This is a genomic window from candidate division KSB1 bacterium, assembly GCA_034505495.1.
Taxonomy (GTDB): Bacteria; Zhuqueibacterota; Zhuqueibacteria; order Residuimicrobiales; family Krinioviventaceae; genus Fontimicrobium_A.
Genome location: JAPDQV010000006.1, coordinates 33819 through 54859, shown reverse-complemented (window position 1 = coordinate 54859; position 21041 = coordinate 33819). Strand labels below are relative to the sequence as shown.

The 21041-nt window shown below is 56.0% G+C and carries 18 protein-coding genes; 10 read left to right on the top strand and 8 right to left on the bottom strand.

Annotated features, from left to right (window positions below):
* Positions 1–8 precede the first annotated feature (8 nt).
* The 9 genes from ONB24_04135 to ONB24_04095 are packed head-to-tail and all read left to right on the top strand — an operon-like array spanning position 9 to position 8274.
* Positions 9–533 (top strand): phosphatase PAP2 family protein, encoded by a 525-nt coding sequence (locus tag ONB24_04135; GenBank protein MDZ7315293.1) that lies wholly within the window; start codon positions 9–11, stop codon positions 531–533.
* On the top strand, positions 534–1577 hold the full coding sequence (locus ONB24_04130; GenBank protein MDZ7315292.1) for a hydroxymethylglutaryl-CoA reductase: 1044 nt from the start codon (positions 534–536) through the stop codon (positions 1575–1577).
* Positions 1574–2620: a type 2 isopentenyl-diphosphate Delta-isomerase gene (gene fni, locus ONB24_04125; protein MDZ7315291.1), complete on the top strand. Its 1047-nt coding sequence runs from the start codon at positions 1574–1576 to the stop codon at positions 2618–2620. The genes ONB24_04130 and fni overlap by 4 nt, the downstream gene beginning before the upstream one ends.
* A 54-nt stretch (positions 2621–2674) precedes the next feature.
* Positions 2675–3853: a hydroxymethylglutaryl-CoA synthase gene (locus tag ONB24_04120; protein MDZ7315290.1), complete on the top strand. Its 1179-nt coding sequence runs from the start codon at positions 2675–2677 to the stop codon at positions 3851–3853.
* A complete protein-coding gene (locus ONB24_04115; GenBank protein MDZ7315289.1) occupies positions 3850–4824 on the top strand; it encodes a hypothetical protein in 975 nt (324 codons plus the stop codon). Before ONB24_04120 ends, ONB24_04115 begins: the two co-directional genes overlap by 4 nt.
* Complete coding sequence (gene mvk / locus ONB24_04110) at positions 4805–5728, top strand: mevalonate kinase (protein ID MDZ7315288.1); 924 nt, start codon at positions 4805–4807, stop codon at positions 5726–5728. The genes ONB24_04115 and mvk overlap by 20 nt, the downstream gene beginning before the upstream one ends.
* Positions 5721–6734, top strand: coding sequence for a diphosphomevalonate decarboxylase (gene mvaD, locus ONB24_04105; protein MDZ7315287.1), 1014 nt, complete (start codon positions 5721–5723; stop codon positions 6732–6734). Before mvk ends, mvaD begins: the two co-directional genes overlap by 8 nt.
* The gene (locus ONB24_04100; protein MDZ7315286.1) at positions 6731–7738 is read left to right on the top strand and encodes an SMP-30/gluconolactonase/LRE family protein; all 1008 of its coding nucleotides are present in this window, start codon (positions 6731–6733) and stop codon (positions 7736–7738) included. Before mvaD ends, ONB24_04100 begins: the two co-directional genes overlap by 4 nt.
* 14 nt (positions 7739–7752) lie before the next feature.
* Positions 7753–8274 (top strand): nitroreductase family protein, encoded by a 522-nt coding sequence (locus tag ONB24_04095; protein ID MDZ7315285.1) that lies wholly within the window; start codon positions 7753–7755, stop codon positions 8272–8274.
* A gap of 48 nt (positions 8275–8322) precedes the next feature.
* On the opposite strand, the gene ONB24_04090 is transcribed toward ONB24_04095, so the two are convergent.
* The 5 genes from ONB24_04090 to ONB24_04070 all read right to left on the bottom strand — a co-directional run bounded on the left by ONB24_04090 (position 8323) and on the right by ONB24_04070 (position 13198).
* A complete protein-coding gene (locus ONB24_04090; GenBank protein MDZ7315284.1) occupies positions 8323–9264 on the bottom strand; it encodes an esterase in 942 nt (313 codons plus the stop codon).
* Complete coding sequence (locus ONB24_04085) at positions 9261–9806, bottom strand: hypothetical protein (GenBank protein MDZ7315283.1); 546 nt, start codon at positions 9804–9806, stop codon at positions 9261–9263. The genes ONB24_04090 and ONB24_04085 overlap by 4 nt, the downstream gene beginning before the upstream one ends.
* A 115-nt stretch (positions 9807–9921) precedes the next feature.
* Positions 9922–10782, bottom strand: a complete 861-nt coding sequence (locus ONB24_04080) for a patatin-like phospholipase family protein (GenBank protein MDZ7315282.1) — start codon at positions 10780–10782, stop codon at positions 9922–9924.
* Between the two features lie 11 nt (positions 10783–10793).
* Positions 10794–12455, bottom strand: coding sequence for a S8 family serine peptidase (locus ONB24_04075; GenBank protein MDZ7315281.1), 1662 nt, complete (start codon positions 12453–12455; stop codon positions 10794–10796).
* Between the two features lie 11 nt (positions 12456–12466).
* Positions 12467–13198, bottom strand: a complete 732-nt coding sequence (locus tag ONB24_04070; GenBank protein ID MDZ7315280.1) for a peptidylprolyl isomerase — start codon at positions 13196–13198, stop codon at positions 12467–12469.
* 175 nt (positions 13199–13373) lie between these two features.
* On the opposite strand from ONB24_04070, the gene priA reads away from it, so the two are divergent.
* Positions 13374–15863, top strand: a complete 2490-nt coding sequence (gene priA / locus ONB24_04065; protein ID MDZ7315279.1) for a primosomal protein N' — start codon at positions 13374–13376, stop codon at positions 15861–15863.
* A 58-nt stretch (positions 15864–15921) separates the two neighbouring features.
* Here priA and ONB24_04060 read toward each other — a convergent pair whose 3' ends face one another.
* The 3 genes from ONB24_04060 to selD all read right to left on the bottom strand — a co-directional run bounded on the left by ONB24_04060 (position 15922) and on the right by selD (position 21017).
* Positions 15922–16746 carry a family 16 glycosylhydrolase gene (locus ONB24_04060; protein MDZ7315278.1) on the bottom strand — a complete coding sequence of 275 codons (825 nt, stop codon included), beginning with the start codon at positions 16744–16746 and terminating at the stop codon, positions 15922–15924.
* An 85-nt stretch (positions 16747–16831) separates the two neighbouring features.
* Positions 16832–18649, bottom strand: a complete 1818-nt coding sequence (locus tag ONB24_04055) for a peptidylprolyl isomerase (protein MDZ7315277.1) — start codon at positions 18647–18649, stop codon at positions 16832–16834.
* Positions 18650–18830: 181 nt separating this feature from the next.
* Positions 18831–21017 (bottom strand): selenide, water dikinase SelD, encoded by a 2187-nt coding sequence (selD, locus tag ONB24_04050; GenBank protein MDZ7315276.1) that lies wholly within the window; start codon positions 21015–21017, stop codon positions 18831–18833.
* Positions 21018–21041 lie beyond the last annotated feature (24 nt).

Sequence of the window (21041 nt, the reverse complement as noted above, 5' to 3'; positions counted from 1 at the left end):
ATTTAATCATGCCGTTCATCACCAACCAGCGTAACTGGACGCCCATTTTTGTGATCATCATCCTGGGCCTTTTGTGGAAAGGCGGCCGCAAAGGCCGATGGGCTCTTTTATTGTTGGCGGCGGCATTGACGTTGAGCGACCAACTTTCATCATCGGTCATTAAACCGTTGGTCAAGCGGGAGAGACCGTGCGTAACCTACGGCGAACTCGGCATGGTACACTTGCCGACCGGCATCACGCGTTCGCCCTCTTTTCCCTCTTCACACGCGGCCAACTCGGCCTCCGCCGCTACGGTTCTGGCGTTTTTGTATCCGCAGTGGCGAACTGTATGCATCCTGGCCGCGGTCTTGGTGGCTTTTTCGCGTGTGTATGTGGGCGTGCATTATCCCTTGGATGTTCTGGCCGGTGCACTCCTTGGATTTATCAGCGGAGCGCTGGTTGTTTTCATATTCAGGACATTTGAAAAACGGCATTTGCAGAAAACATCAATGAAAACAGAGCAGCAAAATGAGCTCACTATTAGGAGCGAGTAAATGAATCGAGCGGAGCAAACGGAGGAGCACGCCGAAATCCCGATGCGGCGCGTGGGGCCGCTCAAGATCGTCGGGCCGGTGATGGACGGAGAGGTGATGGTGCCGTTGGCGACTTTCGAGACGCCGCTCTGGCCCTCAGTCGAGCGCGGTGCGAGGGTTACGGCCGAGGCGGGAGGTGTTCGCGCCGTGGTTGTCGACGAACGGATGGCGCGCTCGATTCTCGTCCAGGCAACGGACGCGGAAACCGCTCTGCAAGTGCGTCGGCAGCTGGAAGCCCGCAAGGCGGAATGGGCGCAGGTCGCGGAGAGCACCAGCCGATTCGCCCGTTTTGTCGATCTTCATTTCCAAAATCTTGCCGATCTGCTTTATATTCGCTTGGACATGAGCACCGGCGATGCTGCCGGCCACAATATGGTCACCAAAGCGGCCGACGCTCTCATGAGCCGACTGCTGGAAGAGTTTCCGCAGGTTCGTTACGTCAGCGTTTCGGGAAATTACTGTACCGATAAAAAAGTGTCGGCGGTCAACGGCATTTTGGGCCGCGGCCGGTATGTCATCGCCGAAACAACGATCAGCGCCAAACTTTGCCGACGGTTTCTCAAAACCACGCCGGAAAAGCTGGTCGATTTGAACATCAAAAAGAATCTTTATGGAACCATGCTCGCAGGCGGTGTACGGGCGGCGAATGCTCACTTTGCCAACATGCTGCTGGCTTTTTATTTGGCGACGGGTCAGGACGCCGCGAACATTGTCGAAGGTTCGCAAGGATTCGTCAACGCCGAAGTAAGGGAAGAGAATCTCTATTTTGCCGTTACGCTGCCGCATTTGATTGTCGGCACCGTGGGCGCAGGAAAAGGGCTGCCTTTTGTCGTCGAAAATTTGCAACGGCTTGGCTGCCTGGAACAGAGGATGCCGGGAGAAAACGGCCGTCGACTGGCAGTGATTGCCGCGGCGACGGTGCTTGCCGGTGAACTTTCTTTGCTGGCCGCTTTGACCCAGCCGCACGAGCTGATGAGGGCTCACGAAGCTTTGGAACGCAAATGACGGATCATCTGACCAACGACCGCAAACTGGAACACATTTCGGTCATCCTTAACGACGAGCAAACCGACCGCGCCAAACATTATTTCGACCGCATTCATCTCGTGCATAGGGCTCTGCCGGAAGTCAATCTCGATGAGATCGATCCTTCGATCGAATTCATGGGCAAAAAGCTTTCCTTTCCCCTGCTCATTTCTTCGATGACCGGCGGTTCGCAGGAAAAGGTGATGGTCATCAACCGGAATTTAGCGACGGCAGCACAAACCTGCGGGGTGGCGATGGGCGTGGGATCGCAGCGGGTCATGTTTACACATCCCGAAGCGCGGCCCAGTTTCGAGTTGCGGCCATTTGCCCCCAATGCATTGCTCTTTGCCAACCTGGGGGCGGTGCAGCTCAATTACGGCTTTACGATCGATCATTGCCGCCGCGCCGTCGAGGCCGTCGCAGCTGATGCGCTTTACCTTCACCTCAATCCCCTGCAGGAGGCTGTGCAGCCGGAAGGGAACGTCGATTTCAGCGGACTTGCGGCCAAGATTGGTGCCGTTGCCCGAGATCTTGAGGTGCCGGTGATCGTCAAGGAGGTGGGAGCCGGGATTTCGCCCGCCGATGCGAATCTTTTAGCGGCCCAAGGCATCCGTTATATCGACGTGTCCGGTAGCGGCGGCACAAGCTGGAGCCGCATCGAGCATTTTCGGCGGCAGGAGGAGGCGGACGATCTTGGCCTGCTGTTCCAGGATTGGGGCAATCCCACGCCTTTGGCACTTTACGCGTTAAGGCCGCTGACCGATCGGGTGACGCTCGTCGCCTCCGGCGGCATCCGCTCGGGTATCGATATGGTCAAGGCGGTCATTTTAGGAGCGTCGCTTTGCGGTCTGGCCAAACCCTTTCTCAAACCGGCCATGGAATCAGCAGAAGCGGTGATTCGCGTCATCGAACGGCTCAAAAAAGAATTTGTCGTTGCCATGTTTCTTTTGGGTGTCTCGAATACAGACCAACTGAAGAAAAACGATTCGTTATTATGGAATCCTGATTTTGCGCGACTGTGAATGGCAGGATCGTTTCCCCAAATAACTTTTTCAAATTCAGCAGAGGAGCTCAACATGCAGGTCGGCATCGAAGCAATCGGCATGTATACGTCCAACTATTATATCGACTTGAAAACTCTGGCAGTGCACCGAAATGAGGACCCGAACAAATATTATGTTGGCATCGGGCAGGAAAAAATGGCGGCGCCGCCTCCGGATGAAGACATTGTGACGTTGGCGGCTAATGCTGCCCGCGAAGCCCTGACGGATGTGGACTCTTATGCAATTGATACGCTGCTGTTCGCAACCGAGTCCGGCATCGATCAGTCCAAAGCCGCCGGCACTTGGCTGCATCGACTGCTGGATTTGCCGAAAAACATGCGCGTCATTGAACTCAAACAGGCCTGCTACAGCGGGGCCGGCGGATTGATGTTGACGCTTCCCTATCTCATGCAGCACCCGGAGCGCAAGATTCTTCTGGTTGCCGCAGACGTCGCTCGGTACGGTCTCGATTCAGCCGGCGAGCCGACGCAGGGCGCAGGCGCGGTCGCGTTGGTTCTCTCGGCGCAGCCGCGTCTGTTGGCTTTCGATTCCACGAGCGGCCTTTATACCGAAGATGTATTCGATTTCTGGCGACCCAATTATCGCGATGAGGCGTTCGTCGACGGCAAATATTCCGTAAAAATTTACTTGCGCGCCTTGGCTTCAGCCTGGAACCAGTATTGTCATCTTACAGGGCGCAGCTATCATGATTTCGATCGCTTTGTCTATCATCTGCCCTTTTCCAAGATGGGAGAAAAGGCGCATGCTTTTTTGGTCAAGCATGCAGGTTTCGGCGATCTGCCCGAGGAGGAGTGGAAAGATAAAATTCAAGACGCTGCCGTCTACCAACGCATCATCGGCAACACTTATGCCGCTTCGGTTTTTATGGCGCTCGTTTCTCTCCTTGAATGTTCGACAGTCGACTTGACGGGACGGCGGGTGGGTCTGTTCAGCTACGGTTCCGGCTGCGTCGGTGAATTTTTCAGTGGTGTGGTATTGCCGGGCTATCAGCAATACCTCAAGGTCGAGGCGCATCGGCGTCTGATCGAAGAACGTCAAGAGCTGGATTACGCCGCTTATAGCGATTTCTATACTTACAAGTCCAATCTGCCCACCGACGGTACACCGGTCGTTACGCCAAAGTACCGTACGGGCGGCTTTCGCTTTGCCGGAATAAAGGAACACAAACGGCTCTACGAGGTGGTCGATTGAGGGCTGCAGCGCCCGGAAAACTGATTCTTAGCGGTGAACACGCCGTGGTACACGGCGCGCCGGCTTTGGCCGCTGCGGTCAATCGCTTCGCCTATGCGGAAATTGAATTAATTAAAGATGATCTCGAGTTCTATTTGGGCGATTATCCCCTGCACTTCTCTTTGTCCGAGTCCGAATTTTACCATAAGCTTGAGACTTTATCCAAAATCGACCAGAGACGATCCAATGATCCGACGGCTCTGTTAATCTACCTGATCCACATCTTTAAGCGCACATATGGGCTGAAATTTCCACGCGGTTTACGGCTTAGGCTGCAGTCCGATCTGCCCATCGGCAGCGGCATGGGATCTTCAGCGGCAGTGATTCTTGCCGTGCTGCGTGTTCTCCATGAGTTTTTCGATATTCCTTTCCAAGCGGATAAGGTCTTTCCCCTCGCTTTGGAGGCGGAGAATCTTCAGCATGGCCGCTCCAGCGGCTTGGATCCTTATTTGGCGTTGCACGGCGGATTTGTGCTGTTTCAAAAAGGCAGTGCAGAACCGCTTCCGCAATCCGATCTGCCTTTTTTAGCAGTTGATACCGGCAAACCTGAGGCAACCACCGGCGAATGCGTTATTGCTGCGGCCAAAGAGTTTGCCGACGGCAGGCTTGCAAAAGACTTTGCCGCGGTGACTAGGGCGCTTTGTCAAGCGCTGGAAAATGGCGACGCTGCCGGTGTGCGCGACGCCGTGCGGAGCAATCACCGACTGCTTTGCCGCATCGGCGTTACGCCGCCGCGCGTGCAGGAATTTATCGAGCGGATCGAAGCCGAAGGCGGAGCGGCGAAAATCTCAGGTGCCGGCTCGATCCGCGGTAACGCCGCCGGCATGGTGATCGTCTTTCATGATGAGCCGTCGACGCAGCGATTGGCTAAAGACTTTGGCTATCGCTTGTTATCCTTAAAAGGAGAGCCGCATGGCGCGCGCCTCGTTTAGGGTCTCTGCACCCGGCAAGCTGATGCTGCTGGGAGAACACGCCGTGCTGCATGGCAGCCACTGCCTGGTCTGTGGCGTATCGCAACGACTTTCGATCATCGTTACGCCGCGCCAGGATCGCCGGTTGATCATTCGTTCGGCTTTGGGAAACTATGAGGCGACGCTCGACAGCGTAAGCCCCTCACCGCAGTTTCGCTTTATCCTGGCCGCTGTTAACCAATTTCCGCAGCCCCTTACGACGGGCCTCGAACTCGAGGTCCATTCCGATTTTTCGGCGGACGTCGGTCTCGGCTCATCAGCTGCGGTGACTGCTGCAGTCGGCGCCGCCCTCTGTCAGTTGACCCTGAAGAATGTCGAAAGGCAAAAAGTGTTTGACTTTGGGTTACAGGTCATCCGCAGCGTTCAGGGAACCGGTTCAGGCGCCGATCTGGCTGCCTCAGTTTTTGGCGGCGTTCTTCTCTACCGCGCCGAGCCGTTTACATGCGAACGGCTGGACAATCTCTATCCGATCTCTGTGGTTTATTCAGGTGCAAAAACCCCGACCACGCAGGTCATTGCAAGGGTGGAAGAAAGCCGCCGTCGTTTCTCCGAGTTGTTCGATGCAATTTTCGGCATCATGGACAAGAGTGCGTTGTGGGCTGCGGAAGCGATCCGTGCCGACGATTGGCGGACCTTCGGCGAGCTGCTGAATTTGAACCAGGGACTGATGGACGCCATCGGCGTGAGCAACGCCCGCCTGGCGCAGATCGTCTACGCGCTGCGCGCGCAGCCGGGAATTTTAGGCGCAAAAATCAGCGGGTCCGGATTGGGCGACTGCGTCGTCGGATTAGGTGATGCCGGCGTCGATTGCGGCTATGAGGTTCTGCCCATTCAAATGAGTCGGGAGGGCATACGAATTGACTAAGCAGGAGACCGTACGGGCGTTGATCGGCGACCGCCTGCAGCCGAAAAACAGCCGAGCCGAGGCCTTTGCACCGGTCAATATTGCCCTGTGCAAATATTGGGGAAAACGGAATGAAGAGCTCAATCTGCCGATGAACGGCAGTCTGTCGGTTTCGCTCGGCAGATTGGGAACGCGGACACGCCTCTCCATTACGGAGGGCGGCGACGAGGTGATTTTAAACGGGCGAAAATTGGCGCAGGAAGAGTCTTTTGCCCGCCGTGTCTCGGCTTATCTTGATCTTTTTCGACCACCAAACGCAGGTTTTCGCATTGAAACGGAAAACACCATTCCCACAGGCGCCGGCCTGGCCAGTTCGGCGTCGGGTTTTGCCGCGCTGGCGATGGCCTTGAATCGGCTTTTCGGCTGGGAATTAGACGGGCGTGCGCTTTCCATTTTGGCGCGCTTGGGAAGCGGCAGCGCCGCCCGTTCGGTGTTTACCGGCTTTGTCGAATGGTTCGCCGGCGAGCGGAAAGACGGTCTGGACAGCTATGCCGCGCCGTTATCGATAGAGTGGCCGGAACTGCGCATCGGAGCCGTTGTCCTTTCCGCCGTTGCCAAGCCGATCGGTTCCACGGCCGGGATGAAGCAGACCGTGCGCACTTCACTTTTTTATCGGCTTTGGCCCCAGCGCGCTGAAAATGATCTGGCCGAATTAAAACGCGCGATTGCCGCACGCGATTTTCAGCTCTTGGGAACGATCGCGGAAGCGAATGCTTTGGCCATGCATGCAACCATGATCGACTCGCGACCGCCGGTTTTCTACTGGCTTCCTGAAACCATTTCTGCCTTTCAAACCGTCTGGCGACTGCGGCAAGACGGCGTCGGCATTTATTTCACTATCGACGCCGGTGCCAACGTCAAACTGCTCTTTCTCGCGCACAATCTCAATGTTGTTCGTGCCGCGTTTCCCCAAGCCGAAATCATTGAACCGTTTGCATCCATTGAAATTGGAAAGGAGCAGCCATGAAACGAATGGTTTTTACTGTTCTTTTTGTCCTCCACCTACAACTGACGGCTGCCGATTTTCGCACCGTCGGCAAAATCGAGCGCCTTTCGCCCAATCTGGATAAGCTGTTGCCGGCAGATGCCGTCATTGAAGTGCTCGCCGAAGGCTTTGACTGGAGCGAGGGTCCGGTTTGGGTCAAAGACGGCGGTTATCTCTTATTCAACGATATTCCGCAGAACACCTGCTGGCGCTGGGACGAGGAGCGCGGCTTGTCGATTTATCTGCGTCCCGCCGGTTATGCGCTGGGCGACAATCCGCCGGGACGTGAACTCGGCTGCAATGGTCTCTACATCCATCCGCAGACCGGTCGGCTGGTACTCTGCGATCACGGCAACCGCTGTATTGCTCAGCTTAACACCGAAAACTGGACAAAAAGCGTTTTGGCGGACCGATTCGAAGGCAAGCGCTTCAACAGTCCGAACGACTTGGTGATCAGCCGCAGCGGACACATTTACTTTACCGATCCGCCGTACGGACTCAAAGACCTTAACGCCAACCCGACTAAAGAGCTGCCCTTCAGCGGCGTCTTTCATTTGGCGCCGGACGGCAGAATTTCGCTGGTGACCAAAGAGCTGCCCTTTCCCAACGGCATTCATCTTTCGCCGGATGAAAAGACCTTGTATGTGGCGAATTCCGGACAGGAAGCAATCTGGATGGCTTTCGATGTTGCCGAGGACGGCAGCACCTCGAACGGTCGAATCTTTTACGATGCCGGCGAGCTGCGCCGCGCCGGCCGATGGGGCGGCTGCGACGGCATGACCGTCGATCAGTATGGAAACCTATGGGCGACCGGTCCGGGCGGCGTGCTGATTCTTTCGCCGAAAGCGGAACTGCTCGGCATCATTGCCGTCGGTGAAGCGACTTCCAACTGTTGTTTCGGCGGCCCGGATGGAAGCAGTTTATTTATTACCGCCGACATGTTGTTGTGCCGCGTCAAGACCAAGGTGAAAGGCGCCGGTTTTTGAATATGGGCGAAGGGATGATCGATCTGTTGCGTCGGCGGCGCAGCGTGCGACGCTTTGAGCGCCGACCGATCGAAGAGGAAAAGCGGCAGATATTAGCCGAGGCGCTGCTGCGCGCGCCGTCTTCGCGCGACCGTCGGCCTCTCCGGTTCACTTTTGTGGATGAACCGGAGCTGTTGAAGCAATTAAGTCGTGCGAAGCGGCACGGTTCCGCTTTTATGGCCGGCGCACCTCTGGCCGTCGTCATCCTCGCCGACGAGGCGGTTTCCGATGTCTGGATTGAAGACAGCTCCATCGCCGCCATCCTGTTGCAGATGACGGCGCTTTCGCTTGGACTGGGCAGCTGTTGGGTGCAAATTCGTCTGCGGGAGCACGACTCGCAGCAGAGCGCCGAGGACTATGTGCATGCAGTATTGGGCATACCGGCAAGCCTGCGCGTCGGCTGCATCGTCGCGATCGGTTATCCGGCGGAATCACCGCACCCTATACCTTTCGAAAAACTCGAGTTCGAGCGAATTCACAGAAACCGCCTGACTTGAAGGTTGCGTCCCGTGCTTCCTGTAAGGGGCGCAGCCTTTGCCATTCGATCAGTCCTGCGCTAAAACCATCGCCCGAATTTCCGCAAAGGTTTCTTCTTGAATGCGGCGGTCGCGTTCGGTGACTTTTTCGCGACCGGCAAGTCGGGTAAAGACATGGAGATCCGTGTTCACCATCTTTACGTCGATGCGGCCGCCGTTTGAGGTGCGCACGCCTTTGTAAATCAGCACCGCCGAGACCGGATCGGCACTGGGATCCTTGATCGCCTTGTAGACCTTCATGCGCGCGTTATCCGGCAGAGTGACGCCGGCTTCCAGCTGCTTTCGCACGCGATTGATCACCTCGTTCAACTGCTGCAGGGTTTCATAAGGTCGATAGTGATACCATCGGCCTTCCTCTTCCGGTGTAGGCGAGGTCTCGGTATAGCCGAGCATCGGGCCGACGAAATCGACCAACGACAGCAGTTTGTCCGAAGGAATGACAATCGGATCGATAAAGATAAAATGGCGGGGCGTTTGTCTGCCGTCAAACGCTCTCGATGCCGCCAATTCCAGCATCAAAGCGCAACCGGTGGAAGAGCCGAGGAGAGAGATTTTTCGATAACCAAGCTGCTCCAGCTTTTGATATTCTTCAAGGATCGGAGTTTGCCAATCGCGCCAGGTGGAGCGTTTGAACTCTTGATAGGTGCGTCCGTGACCGCCGAGCAGGACCTGCGAAAGTAGAAAGCCGCCGTGTTCGCGGCTCCAGGCGCGCAGCTCATCCCACTCGAAGGTCGTTGCAGAATATCCGTGCGCGGCGATAATGACCGGCGTCTGCAGATCGGCTTCCGTAGGATAAGGATTGGCCGCCGAAACCAGATATTTTTCCGGTGCATAAAGAGAGGGGTCAAAGATTTTCTCGCCGTCCAGCATGGTCTCCGAGTCGATTGCCGGATTTTTGCTGCAGGAGACGAGCAGAACTGCAGTTGCAAACAAAACGATCAGCTTTTTCATGGCCGGCCTCCTCCGAGAATGACCCAGCTTAGGGTGATTTGGTAGAACAGAGGATAGAGCGTACCGGGTCCGGATACGCCGTTGCCCGTGATGAGATTATAACCGAGTCCGAGTTCCAGCACCGCGGGGATATGCGGACGGATCTGCAGGCCTCCGGTTAACGACCAGAGAAATGAGCTGTTGGGCAGAGCGTCGAACAGCTCGACCTCATAATCGGCATGAAACCAGCCGAGGTGCATTTTCACCAGCGGCCTTATCAGATGCTCCTGTCTAAATACGGCAGCAGCGGACAGCAAATACTCTTCCTGTTTGACGGCGTTGGAGTGGAATGCGCTGCCCAGGCGCGAGGATAAAATCGCGGCGCCGAAGGATAGGCGGCCGTCCCACAGCTTGGAGTTGCTGTACTCGACGACAATTCCGTTTTCCCAATAGAGACCGACGGATTTCTGCAGCCGCGGCCCGATGCTGAGGAGCTGATCGGCGCCCTCCGCCGATGCTCCCGACAAAAGAGCAAAAAGAAAGATGAGAGCAAATGCTTTCATAACGATCCTCTCTGAATAAAAGAAGGTTAATCGACAGGCTGGGCAACGTTGCGGTGCGGAGAATTATTCCGCAGAAAGGCCGTTCAGGCAGCAAAAAAGGGGATAGTTTGAAAGTCTATAAAAGGCTTTTGCATTGCTTTTTGAGGAGCGGAAGGACGCGAACGGCGGCCTGTTCACCCTCAGCGATAAAAGCTTCGAACTCTTCGAACTCGCGCCAGCTGAACCATTTAACGTGCGGCCGGATGAGAACGTCTGCCTCTGCGATCAAGTCGCGATGACGACAGGCGCCGGTGACGGCGAATGAGCGCATCAATAGGGATAAGGGGTTCTTTTCATCGAATGATGCCGAGAGTCCTGCCGAAACGTCGACGGCGACGATGCAGGCGTCGGGGGCAAGGGTGCGGGCGGCGCGTACGGGAACGGGCGAAGCGGCGGCGCCGTCGGCAAGCAGCCGCACGCCGATTTCCAGCGGCGCAAAAATGCCCGGCATGGCTGAACTGGCGGTCACGGCATCGGCTATGAGCCCATGGCGAACGACTACTTCTTCGCCGCTGCGCAAGTCGGCTGCAACGGCGGCAAAAGGGATCCGACACTCTTCGATGAGCGGCCGCGGAAACAGCTCTTCGAGTGCTTCCTTCAATCGGATGGTCATCACGCTCATTTGCTCAAGCTGATTTTCGTTTTTATCGCGTTGCGAGAGCAGCAGCTCGAGTGCGTCGTCGGCCCAAGATGGTTTTTTTTCGACCGAGTTCGCCTCGCGAAAAAGCGGCGAGTCGAGAAAAGAGCGTATTTTACCCTCAACGGCTGCAGCGTCGGCGAGCTGAGCATAGAGGCCGCCGACAACGGCGCCCATGCTGGTGCCGACGATGAGTTCGATCGGCAGCTCGGCTTTCTCCAGGGCGCGCAGTACGCCGATGTGGGCAAAACCGCGGGCGCCGCCTCCCCCAAGCGCTAAAGCAATCGGCCGCTTCAACATTCCGGTTTTGATCAACGCAATAGGGTGATTTTTGTCATCTGCTCTTTTTCGCCGATCCTTATGCGGCAAAAATACACTCCGGATGGCAGAGGGATGCCGTTCGGCGCTCTTCCGTCCCACGAAACCGAAGCCGCGCGCGTAGCGGGCAGTCTGACGTCGACGATTCGGCCTAAGAGTTGGCCGCGAAGATTATAAAGATCGATCTGAGCAGGTGCCGGTTCCTTAAGATCGAAAACGAATTTGCTGCTGCCGCCGTGTGCCTGCGGAGAAAAAGGGTTCGGATAAAAGCTCAGGAATCGGGTCTCTTCGGCGGGATTGCCGACCGGACCCCAATAATTGACCGCAGCCAGGGCGTTGACGAGCCCAAAGCCGTATACATTGTCCGGCGATGCGGCGCGGTTGGCCGTCTGCAGAAGAGCTTGGCGCACTTGAAGCGGAGTTAAATGCGGATGGGCCTGCAGAATCAAAGCAGCCGCACCGGCAACCAGCGGTGATGAAAAGGAGGTGCCGCTTCCGGTGGTGTAACCGGAACCGCTCGACTGCGCCGAGGTTGCGCCGACTCCCAAGGCGACCACATCCGGCTTGATGCGGCCGTCGCTGGTGGGTCCGCGGGAACTAAATCCGGCAATCACACTGTCGGCGCCGACGGCTCCCACGGCAATGACGCCGAAACCGTCCGCCGGTGCCGTAATGTACCGCCAAGGGCTGTTGCCCTCGTTGCCTGCCGAGCAGACCACAACCACGCCTTTCTGAACCGCCAGATCCGCCGCTATGGTGATCGGCGCCGTACGTCCGTTCATGTCTGCATAGGTGTACCAGTCGATGTAACCGAGGCTGGTGTTGAACACGTCGGCTCCCAAGCCTTCGGCCCACTCGGCGGCGGCAATCCAATAGTCCTCTTCCACCGGCGTTTCGCTGCTGATGTCTTCGGTCTTGGCGAGAATGAACGTAGCTCCGAACGCCGGTCCAATCAGATAACCCGGAGCATAACCCCCGAGGATGGAAAGAACCTTTGTGCCGTGGTCGTGCTGTCCGTAGGGATCTCCAGGCTGTTGATCTACTTCGTCGTCGTTATTGATGAAATCCCGCTTGGCAAGGATGTTCATGTGTTGAAAGACGGGGTGTTTGACGGAAAATCCGGCATCCATCAAGGCGACGATCACCCCTTCGCCGGTCAATCCCAAGGCGTGCACTTCGGGCACGCGGATCATGGCGTTCTGGATGTAGGAAGCGCCGTAATCAATGGGTGCGTCGCCGGCAACCTGCCGCTTGGAGAGCGCCGTTGCTTCTTCAGGTTGCGGACGATGTCTTCCGCGCAGAACCGGCTGCACCTTGTCGACGAAAGGAAGAGACCGGATCTCACGTAACTGATCGCTCTCTACCCGCGCGCTCACGGCATTCAGCCATTTGGACGTTACGATCGGCTCGATGCCGAGGCTTTTCAGCTTTTCCGTATAACCTGAATAAACCGGCAGATCGGTTGGATCAGTGAGCGGATGCATCACCTTGGCTCGACGTTGCAGAGCGCGGGGGCTGAGCTCCGCCTGCGCTTTCTGCAGACCTTCCGGATTCTGCGGACCTTTGTCCTTGAAAAAGATCCAATACTTTTCGGCGCTAAAACAGAGAGATGCTGCAAAAAGCAAAAGAACCGTCAGACGATTGAAAAAGGACATGGCGACGTTCCTCAGCGTTTGATCCAAAAGGCCTGTTTAAGCACAACCGGTTCGATCGGAGAAGAGGGTTCACCAAAAGGACTTTCTTTGACCGGCACGCGGCCGATTTTCTGCACGACATCCAGACCGCCGATGACTTGGCCGAAAACCGTGTATTTGCCGTCGAGAAAACGGGTGCGCTCGCGGGAAAGGCAGATAAAGAACTGCGAACCGGCGCTGTTCGGATCTTGTGCGCGCGCCATTGAGACGATGCCGAGATCATGAGGAATGCCGTTGAATTCGGCAGGGATGGTATAGCCGGGACCGCCGCTGCCGTCGTTCATTGGATCCTCATCGCGGGTTAATATGTCGCCGCCTTGTATTACAAAGCCGTCGATGATGCGGTGAAAACGGGTCTGGTCAAAATAGCCCGCCTTGACCAGCCGTTTGAAATTGCTGCAGTGGCCGGGCGCTTCTTGGGGATAAAAGGCGATGACAATGACGCCGTAATTGGTCTCGAGGATAGCCGCTTCGCGGGGATCAACGGGTTCAACCGGCGTAGCCTTGACGCGTTCTAAGACTGCTGCGATTTCCTCGGAAGAGAGAATGCGGTCCGGCTCGGCAGGTCGGCTTGATTGCTTGGCCTTGACCAATAGAGCCTGTGTTTCTTCTGCCGTCAACGGCTTGTAAGGATCGAATTTCGCACAACCGATGGTACTGAGGAAAAGAAAAAAGGGAATGAAAAGCATGACCGTAAGTTTCATTGTTCCTGCTCCGTGTTTTGCTCAACAATAATTTAACAAAACCCTGACAACAAACAAGCAGCAGCTTTGTCATCGCGCGGCTTTGTTGCAACCTTGTAATCCACGGCAAGTTCCCGACGGATTGCCGATCGTCCTGCGGTTAGGAAATCAAGGGATTTGTTTTTAAATTCGGTATATGAGCGAACCGATTAAAAATCCCTATGCACAGGTGGTCTTTCCCGTGGCGTTGGATCGGGCGTTCACTTATCGGATTCCCGAACGATTTCGCGATGACGTGGTGCCCGGTGTACGGGTTTTGTGCCCCTTCGGGCGAAGGCGTCTGACCGGTTTTGTCGTGGAGCGAAACGCAGAGGCGGCAGTGAGCGATCTCAAAGAGATCGAAGAAGTGCTCGATCCTACGCCCCTGTTTACGCCGCAGGTGCTGCAGTTGGCGCGTTGGATTGCCGACTATTACCTCTGCGGTTGGGGAGAAGTGCTCAAGGCGGCGTTGCCGTCGGGAATACACCTCGACTCCCAACGCGTCGTCCGGCTGATGCATTCCAAACCGGAGGAGTTGGCGGATTCCCTGCAGGAACGGGCGCCGCGGCAGGCTGAAATCATTCGCCGGCTGGCGCTGCAGAATCCCATGCGCATCAGCCGCTTGGCGGCCAATTTAGGAAAGAATGTCTATGCAGCGCTGCAGCCCCTGCGCGAGAAAGGTTTGGTGCGCATCGAGTTGGAGCTCCCTGAACCGCGCGTAAAGGCCAAATACGAGATCGTAGCGCGACTGGCTCCTCATTTGACTTTGGACAAAATCGGCAGCATAATCTCGGAACTGCAGAGCAAGGCGCCCAAACAGGCGGCCGTTCTGGCGGCATTGCTCGATGTCGTCGGCGGCGAGCTTTCGCGTGCCGATCTTCGACGTCTCACCGGTGCCGATCACGCCGTCTTTACGGTGCTGGCGGAGCGGGGATTCATCATCCTCGACAAACGCGAAGTCGTGCGGGAATATTATCAGGAACTCGAGGTTGAGGAGCCGCCCAAATTGACCCTCAACCCCGACCAGCAGGCGGCACTTGAAGCCGTGACCGCAGCTTTGGACGCCGGCAAGTTCGAGACTTTTCTTCTTCACGGCGTTACCGGCAGCGGCAAGACTCAGGTCTATATCGATGCCATTCATCACGTCATGCGCTTGGGCCGTACGGCGATCGTGCTGGTTCCTGAAATTGCCCTCACACCTCAGACCGTGCGGCGTTTTCGGGCGCACTTTGGAAATGCGGTCGCCGTGTTTCATAGCCGCATGTCCCCGGGCGAGCGCTACGACTCGTGGCGAAAAACCTGGGAGGGCGAGCACAAGATCGTTATCGGCCCGCGCTCCGCCATCTTTTCGCCGCTCAAGAACATCGGACTGATCATTGTCGATGAAGAGCATGAGCCTTCCTACAAGCAGGTGGAGCCGGCGCCGCGTTATCATGGCCGCGATGTCGCCGTCGTTCGCGGTCGGTTCGAGAATGCCGTTGTTATTCTCGGCTCTGCAACCCCTTCCGTCGAAACGTTCTACAATGCTCTGGCCGGAAAATATCGTCTGCTCAAGCTGCCGAAGCGCATCGATGACGTGCCGATGCCGCTGGTCCACCTGGTCGATTTGCGCAAAGAACCAAAGGTCATCGGCCGCAGTGAAGCTCCCATTTTTTCCAGGCTGCTGCGGCAAAAGATCGAGGAAAAACTGGGCCGCGGCGAGCAGATCATTCTCTTTCTCAACCGGCGCGGCTTTGCCACCATGTTCAAGTGCCGAGGCTGCGGTTTTTTGGCCAAGTGCAGCCAATGCGATGCAGCGCTGACGTTTCATCTGCGGGGTCGTCTGCTCAAGTGTCACTATTGCGGCTATACGCAAAAAGCGCCCGATAGGTGTCCCCAATGCGGCGGAGAGGACGTCTTTTTGCGCGGGGTCGGCACGCAGCGTGTCGAGGAGGAGCTGCGCCTCTTTTTCCCAGATGTAAAGTCACTGCGAATGGACCTCGACACCACTAAAGGCCGCATGGCTCATGACAGAGTCCTTCAGCGTTTTGCCGACGGCGAGCACCAAATCCTTCTCGGCACGCAGATGGTGGCCAAGGGACTCGATTTTCCCAACGTCACATTGGTCGGCGTGATCAATGCCGATACCGAGCTGCTTTTGCCGGACTTTCGTGCAGCCGAACGGACTTTTCAATTGCTTACACAGGTTGCCGGCCGCGCCGGGCGTAAAGACAAAACCGGAGAAGTGGTGATCCAAACCTTGTCGCCGGATCACTACAGCCTTCAATTTGCTCAAAAACACGATTACGATTCGTTTTTCAAGGCCGAACTGCTCGACCGCAGAGCTTTGCTCTATCCGCCCTACAGCCGGTTAATTTATGTGCTTTTCAAAGGCCGTGAAGAGAAAAAAGTCGAGGAGGCCGCGCTGCGGTTTAGATCCCTCCTTTCCGACGATGGATCCTTTCGCGTTCTGGGTCCTGCGCCGCCGATGATGGTCAAGGTGCAGAATCTTTTCCGAAGACATCTTTTGTTGATGAGCGATAAAAGCAGGGATCCTGGCGGGCGTGAAATGAAGGACGCGCTGCGTCGAGCGCTCGACGGTTTTGGCAAAAAAGGCCGCGAACAGGTGCAGATTGTCGTGGACGTCGATCCGCTGTCGTTTTTCTAAAAACGACTCTTTCGGTTTGCTTAAAAATGGGGAGGTGGAAAGATCCCAAGTGCCTGTATCAGCGGCTCATCGGCCTCGTCTTTTGATAACGACGGTAAGCGACTGAACGATAGAGGCTGGTAATCGGCAGCACACTCGGATAGAAGCGCCCTACCCACTCTTTCGATTCCGATACCCAATAATTCATACGGATGTTCATCGCCTGATTCAACTGGTTGAGAACATACGGTTCCGTAAACTCTGCAGAGAGTCTGTTGTCGATGGTAAAATAAATGGAGTCCGGCTTCCAGACGATGGCATAATGATGGAATCGATCGCTAGCGTCAAAGTCGAGCGGCACCTCTTTTACAACTGATTTAATGCCGCCTCCCTCGCCGTAATGTAGAGCATAGGAAATTTTTCGCGTGCTTCCTGGGAATTCGATGTCGATTTCGTACCAGTCGATGTTGTTCCCCTGTCCATCCCGCTCATCGTACATGAGAAAAAATGAGGCCACTACTCCCGGCGGACAAAATGGTTTCATTTCCACTTCGAAGCGGCCATAGAGATAGCGCTCGAGTCCGTAGACTTCGCCTCCCCAATAGGGCTTTTCTCTATATTTTCCTTTATCCGCACCTTTTTGAGCGATGCGCAGCTCGAGCCCTTGGGCTGTTACCTGGACCATGGCGGGTGAAAACTCGCATAGGTTGTAATTAAACGTCCAATCGCCCAGTGCCCAGCGACGACGATCAAGATCAGTGAACTGATCTTGCCAGACCAGAGGAAAATCTGTATTATCAGTCGGTATTTGTTGGGCGTTTGGGGGTTCCTGACAAGAAGATATGATAAACGCCTGGCAAGCGGCAACAAGGAATTTTATCAGTTTTTGAAAAATGGAATTCATGACACTGTTACGGAACACCCTTTGAAAGTTGTAAGGGTTGCTTAAAAACGAAAAAAGCGGGCGATTCCGACGCCCGCTTTTTTGATTAAAGGTAAAGCGATCGATAGTCTTTAATTTTAGCTTCTTTTTTCAAGTTGCCATACCATTGGGAAAACGCCTGATTGCGTTGGCGAACAGCAAGCTGAGCTTTTATCATATCCTTTTGCTGCTGAAAGTCGTTTTCGTCAAAAGGCGTTTTGCTGACCAGTTGGATGATGTACCAGCCGCGGCTGCCCTGAACCGGCTGCGACACCTCGCCGACGTTCAGGCTCAGCGCCGTTCCGGCAAACGCCGGTTCCCGGCCGACATTCGGAATGGCGCGTCCGGCAGTGAACTCGTCCGTTTGCTGCAGCGTTAGATTGTGCTGTTGCGCCACCACCTCCAGCGGAGTACCGGATTGATAAGCCCTGTAAGCCGCTTCGGCATTTGCCTTGGCCAATGCGGTGCGCTGTTCCGCTTTTAACGCTGCAACAATGCGGCTGCGCACCTGCTCGAGGGTCGGAATATGCTCTTTTTCAATCTTGGTGACTTGAGCGACGACATAACCGGACTCGGTGTAAATCACGTCGCTGACTTCGTTCAGCTTGGCGCGAAAGACAAACCGTCCCAAGCGAGGTTCCATGCCGATACCCGGAATGAATCCTTCGGCCGCAAAGGGCGGCGTAGTTTGGACGGTGCGCTTCTCGGCTTCTGCTGCGGCTTTCAAGCCGGATTCCTTGGCCGTTTCCGCCAAGTAGGCGGCGTCGTCTCGAATCGCCTCGCGTGTTTTGGTGGACGGCTCGATTTTGAGGAGGATATGCGACGCCTTTACCTCATCCTCGCCGTCGGCTTTGCGGCGGTCTTCGACTTTGATGATGTGCAGTCCATATTGGGAAGCAACCGGTCCGACGATTTCGCCCGGTTTGGCGGCAAATGCGGCATCGGCAAAGGGCTTGACCATGGCCGAATGCTTGAACCATCCCAAATCGCCGCCGCTCTTTGCCGAGCCTGGATCTTGCGAGTAAAGCGACGCCATCTCGGCAAAATTACGGCCTGAACGGGCATCCTCGAGAATCTCCTGCGCCTGCCGCCAAACCGCCTGGCTGTCCGCCGGCGACGCTTTTAGCTCAAAAAGAACATAATCGATGACCCGTTTTTCCTTTTCGCGATATTCTTCTTTATGCTTTTCATAGTAGGCCTTGATCTCAGCCTCACTCGGCTCGTTTTCCTTTCCGGCAAAGGCCGAGGCGTCGAAAAAGAGATAGTTGACCCGCGCCTTGATATTGTTTTTGATATACTCGATGCGTGCGTCGTCGTCGGTCACTACGGGCGTCGCATTAATGAGATCCCCGAGCTTTTGGAAAGGCAGAACTGTGCGCAGATACTCGGCCACGGTCTCCCATTGACGATCGAGCTGGGGATTCTCCAGCGCCTGCTGGTAGAGCTGCATGCTGAAGGTTCCTGTCGTCGAATCGATAAAAGCCGGCGATTGACGGATAAATTCGGGCGGATTGTTCCACAACTCTTCCCCAATCTCTTCGTCAGTCGCAGATAACTTCATTCTATCCGCCACTTTGCGCAGCAGTCGCTGTTGGATCAACCGTTCATAAACCTGATTTTCGATCTGTTGCAGCTGATAGTTTTCGAGTTCCTCTCCGCTCTGTTCGCGCTGCTGCTTCAGCTCCTGCTGATAAGCCCTGCTGAATTCGTCATAGGGGATATCCTCGCCGTTGACCTGGGCGATGACACCGTGGGGGGCACCGCCGCGGCCGCGCGTCCGGAAACCTCCCATTCCCCAGTCGAATACAATCGTGGCAATAAACGCAAGCACAAGGATCATCAGGATCGTCTTCATGCTTTCGCGCATTTTGTTCATTACCGCCATAGCCGTCCTCTTTCAAGGCGAGTCCTTAGACTCGGTTTGTGGTCCTTACCCGCCGACCTTTGCAGCGGGCTCTTTTTCGTTCAAATGTGCATCTGGAAAAATTTTGCCCATTGGAGCAAAATGAATAAAGCCGGAAAATATACTTTTAAACGACTTTAAAATCAAGGCATTTTTGCAGAACTTATTGTACATAAATGCTTTTACCCTTTTTTTCGATGATCTCGCCGATGATTGCTGCGGAAACGCCAGCGCGATGCAAAGCGGCGGCGAGCCGCATTGCCGAGTCGGAATCCAAAGCAAACAATAGGCCGCCGGAGGTTTGCGCATCGGCGAGCAGCCGCCGAAGGGTGGGAGAAAGCCGTTTCGAAAACTCGACATAATCGCGCAGATAGGCCAGGTTGCTTTCGGTGCCGCCGGGAATTGCTCCTGCGGCGGCAAGCTCCGACGCTGCTGGAAGCAGCGGCACATCTTCACTTCGGACCAATGCGCTTACACCGCTGCCGCCTACCATCTCCAAAAGATGACCCAAAAGCCCAAAACCGGTCACGTCCGTGCACGCGTGCACCGGGAACTGCGCGGCAATCTCGGCGGCGGTTCGGTTCAGTGAAGCCATGACCTCAAAAGCTGTTCTTGCCGTGCCGGCATCGATCATGCGGCGCTTGAGTGCGGTAGTCAGGACACCGGTGCCGATCGGCTTGGTCAATACCAAAGCGTCGCCGGGCTTTGCGCCGATGTTGCGCCATATGCGATTCGGATTCAGCCGACCGGTGACAGCCAGACCGTATTTCGGCTCCGTGTCGTCGATCGTGTGCCCGCCGATGATGACGACACCGGCTTCGTCCGCTTTGTCGCGGGCGCCGCGCAGAATTTCCTGCAGAACCCAAAGCGGTAACCTGGCGGACGGAAAGGCGACGATATTCAGGGCGAAGAGCGGCTGCCCGCCCATGGCATAGATGTCGCTCAACGAGTTTGCCGCCGCTACTGCGCCGAATTGGTACGGGTCATCGAGAATCGGAGTAAAAAAGTCGACCGTCTGCACGATCGCCGTTGAGGAGTCGATTTGATAAACTGCAGCGTCGTCCGAGGACTCGAGGCCTACGAGAACCTTTGCATCCCGCGGCGGCGTCATGGCTGCCAACACCTGCTCCAAGAGCTGGGGACGCATCTTGCAGGCGCAGCCTAACCCGTGCGTAAACTGCGTCAGGCGAATTTCTTCGCCGCGTATCTCCTGTTCGGCTTCTCCCCGCAATTGCCTAATGACGGACTGAATCAAATCGATTGCCCGCTCGATCTCTTCATCGGTTGTCGGGACACCCAAGGAAAAGCGAATGGTGCCGCGCGCCCAATCGATCGGCACGTTCATCGCCTGGAGTACATGCGAGATGCTGACGTCCGCTGCGTGGCAGGCGGCGCCGGCGGAGGCGGCAATCTGATCGAGCGCAGAAAGAATCGTGTTGGCGTCCAGCCCGTAGAAACTGAGGCTGACGGTGTTGGGTAGGCATTGCTGCGGGTGACCATTGCGCCGCACTCCGGGCATGTCGAGAAGCGCCTGCGCCAAGCGTCCGCTTTGACGATTGCTTTTGGCCATCCGCTCTTCGAGTTCGGCACCGGCCAGCTCACAGGCTTTACCCAAAGCGACGATCGCAGCTACGTTCTCCGTTCCGGCGCGCTGCCCTCGTTCATGGCCGGCGCCGTGCATAAATTTTGCCAGCCGAGTGCCGCGGCGGATGTAAAGCGCCCCAACGCCCTTGGGGGCGTAAAGCTTGTGACCGGCAATGCTCAAAAGATCAACGCCCAGTTCATCGACATGCACCGGAATTTTGCCGATCGACTGCGCCGCATCTGTATGCAGCAACAGACCGTGCTTTTCGGCAATGCGGGCGATTTCGGCGATCGGCTGAATCGTACCGACTTCATTATTCGCGTGCATGATGGTGATCAAAAAGGTGTCGGCACGGACGGCTTTTTCGACATCCGCAGGATCGACCATGCCGTAAGCATCCACAGGCACTCGCGTTATCCGAAAGCCTTGTTGTTCCAGATAGTCGCAGACCTCGAGCACGGCCGGATGCTCGACGGCGCTGGTGATGATATGGCCGCTGCGGCGGCCTTCGGAAAAGGCGCAGCCTTTTATAGCCCAGTTGTTCGATTCGGTGCCGCCGCTGGTGAAATAAATTTCCTCCGGCCGAGCCCTTAACAACTCGGCGACTTGTCGTCGCGCTTCCTCGACTGCCAGTCTGGCCGTTGTGCCGTATGGATGCGTGCTCGAGGGATTGCCGAACCGCTCGTCCAAAAAGGGCAGCATGGCTTCCTTGACCGCCGGCAAAACGGGTGTGGTGGCGTTATAATCCAGGTAGATCGGTTTCATTGACTTTCATTCGGCAAGGTTTTT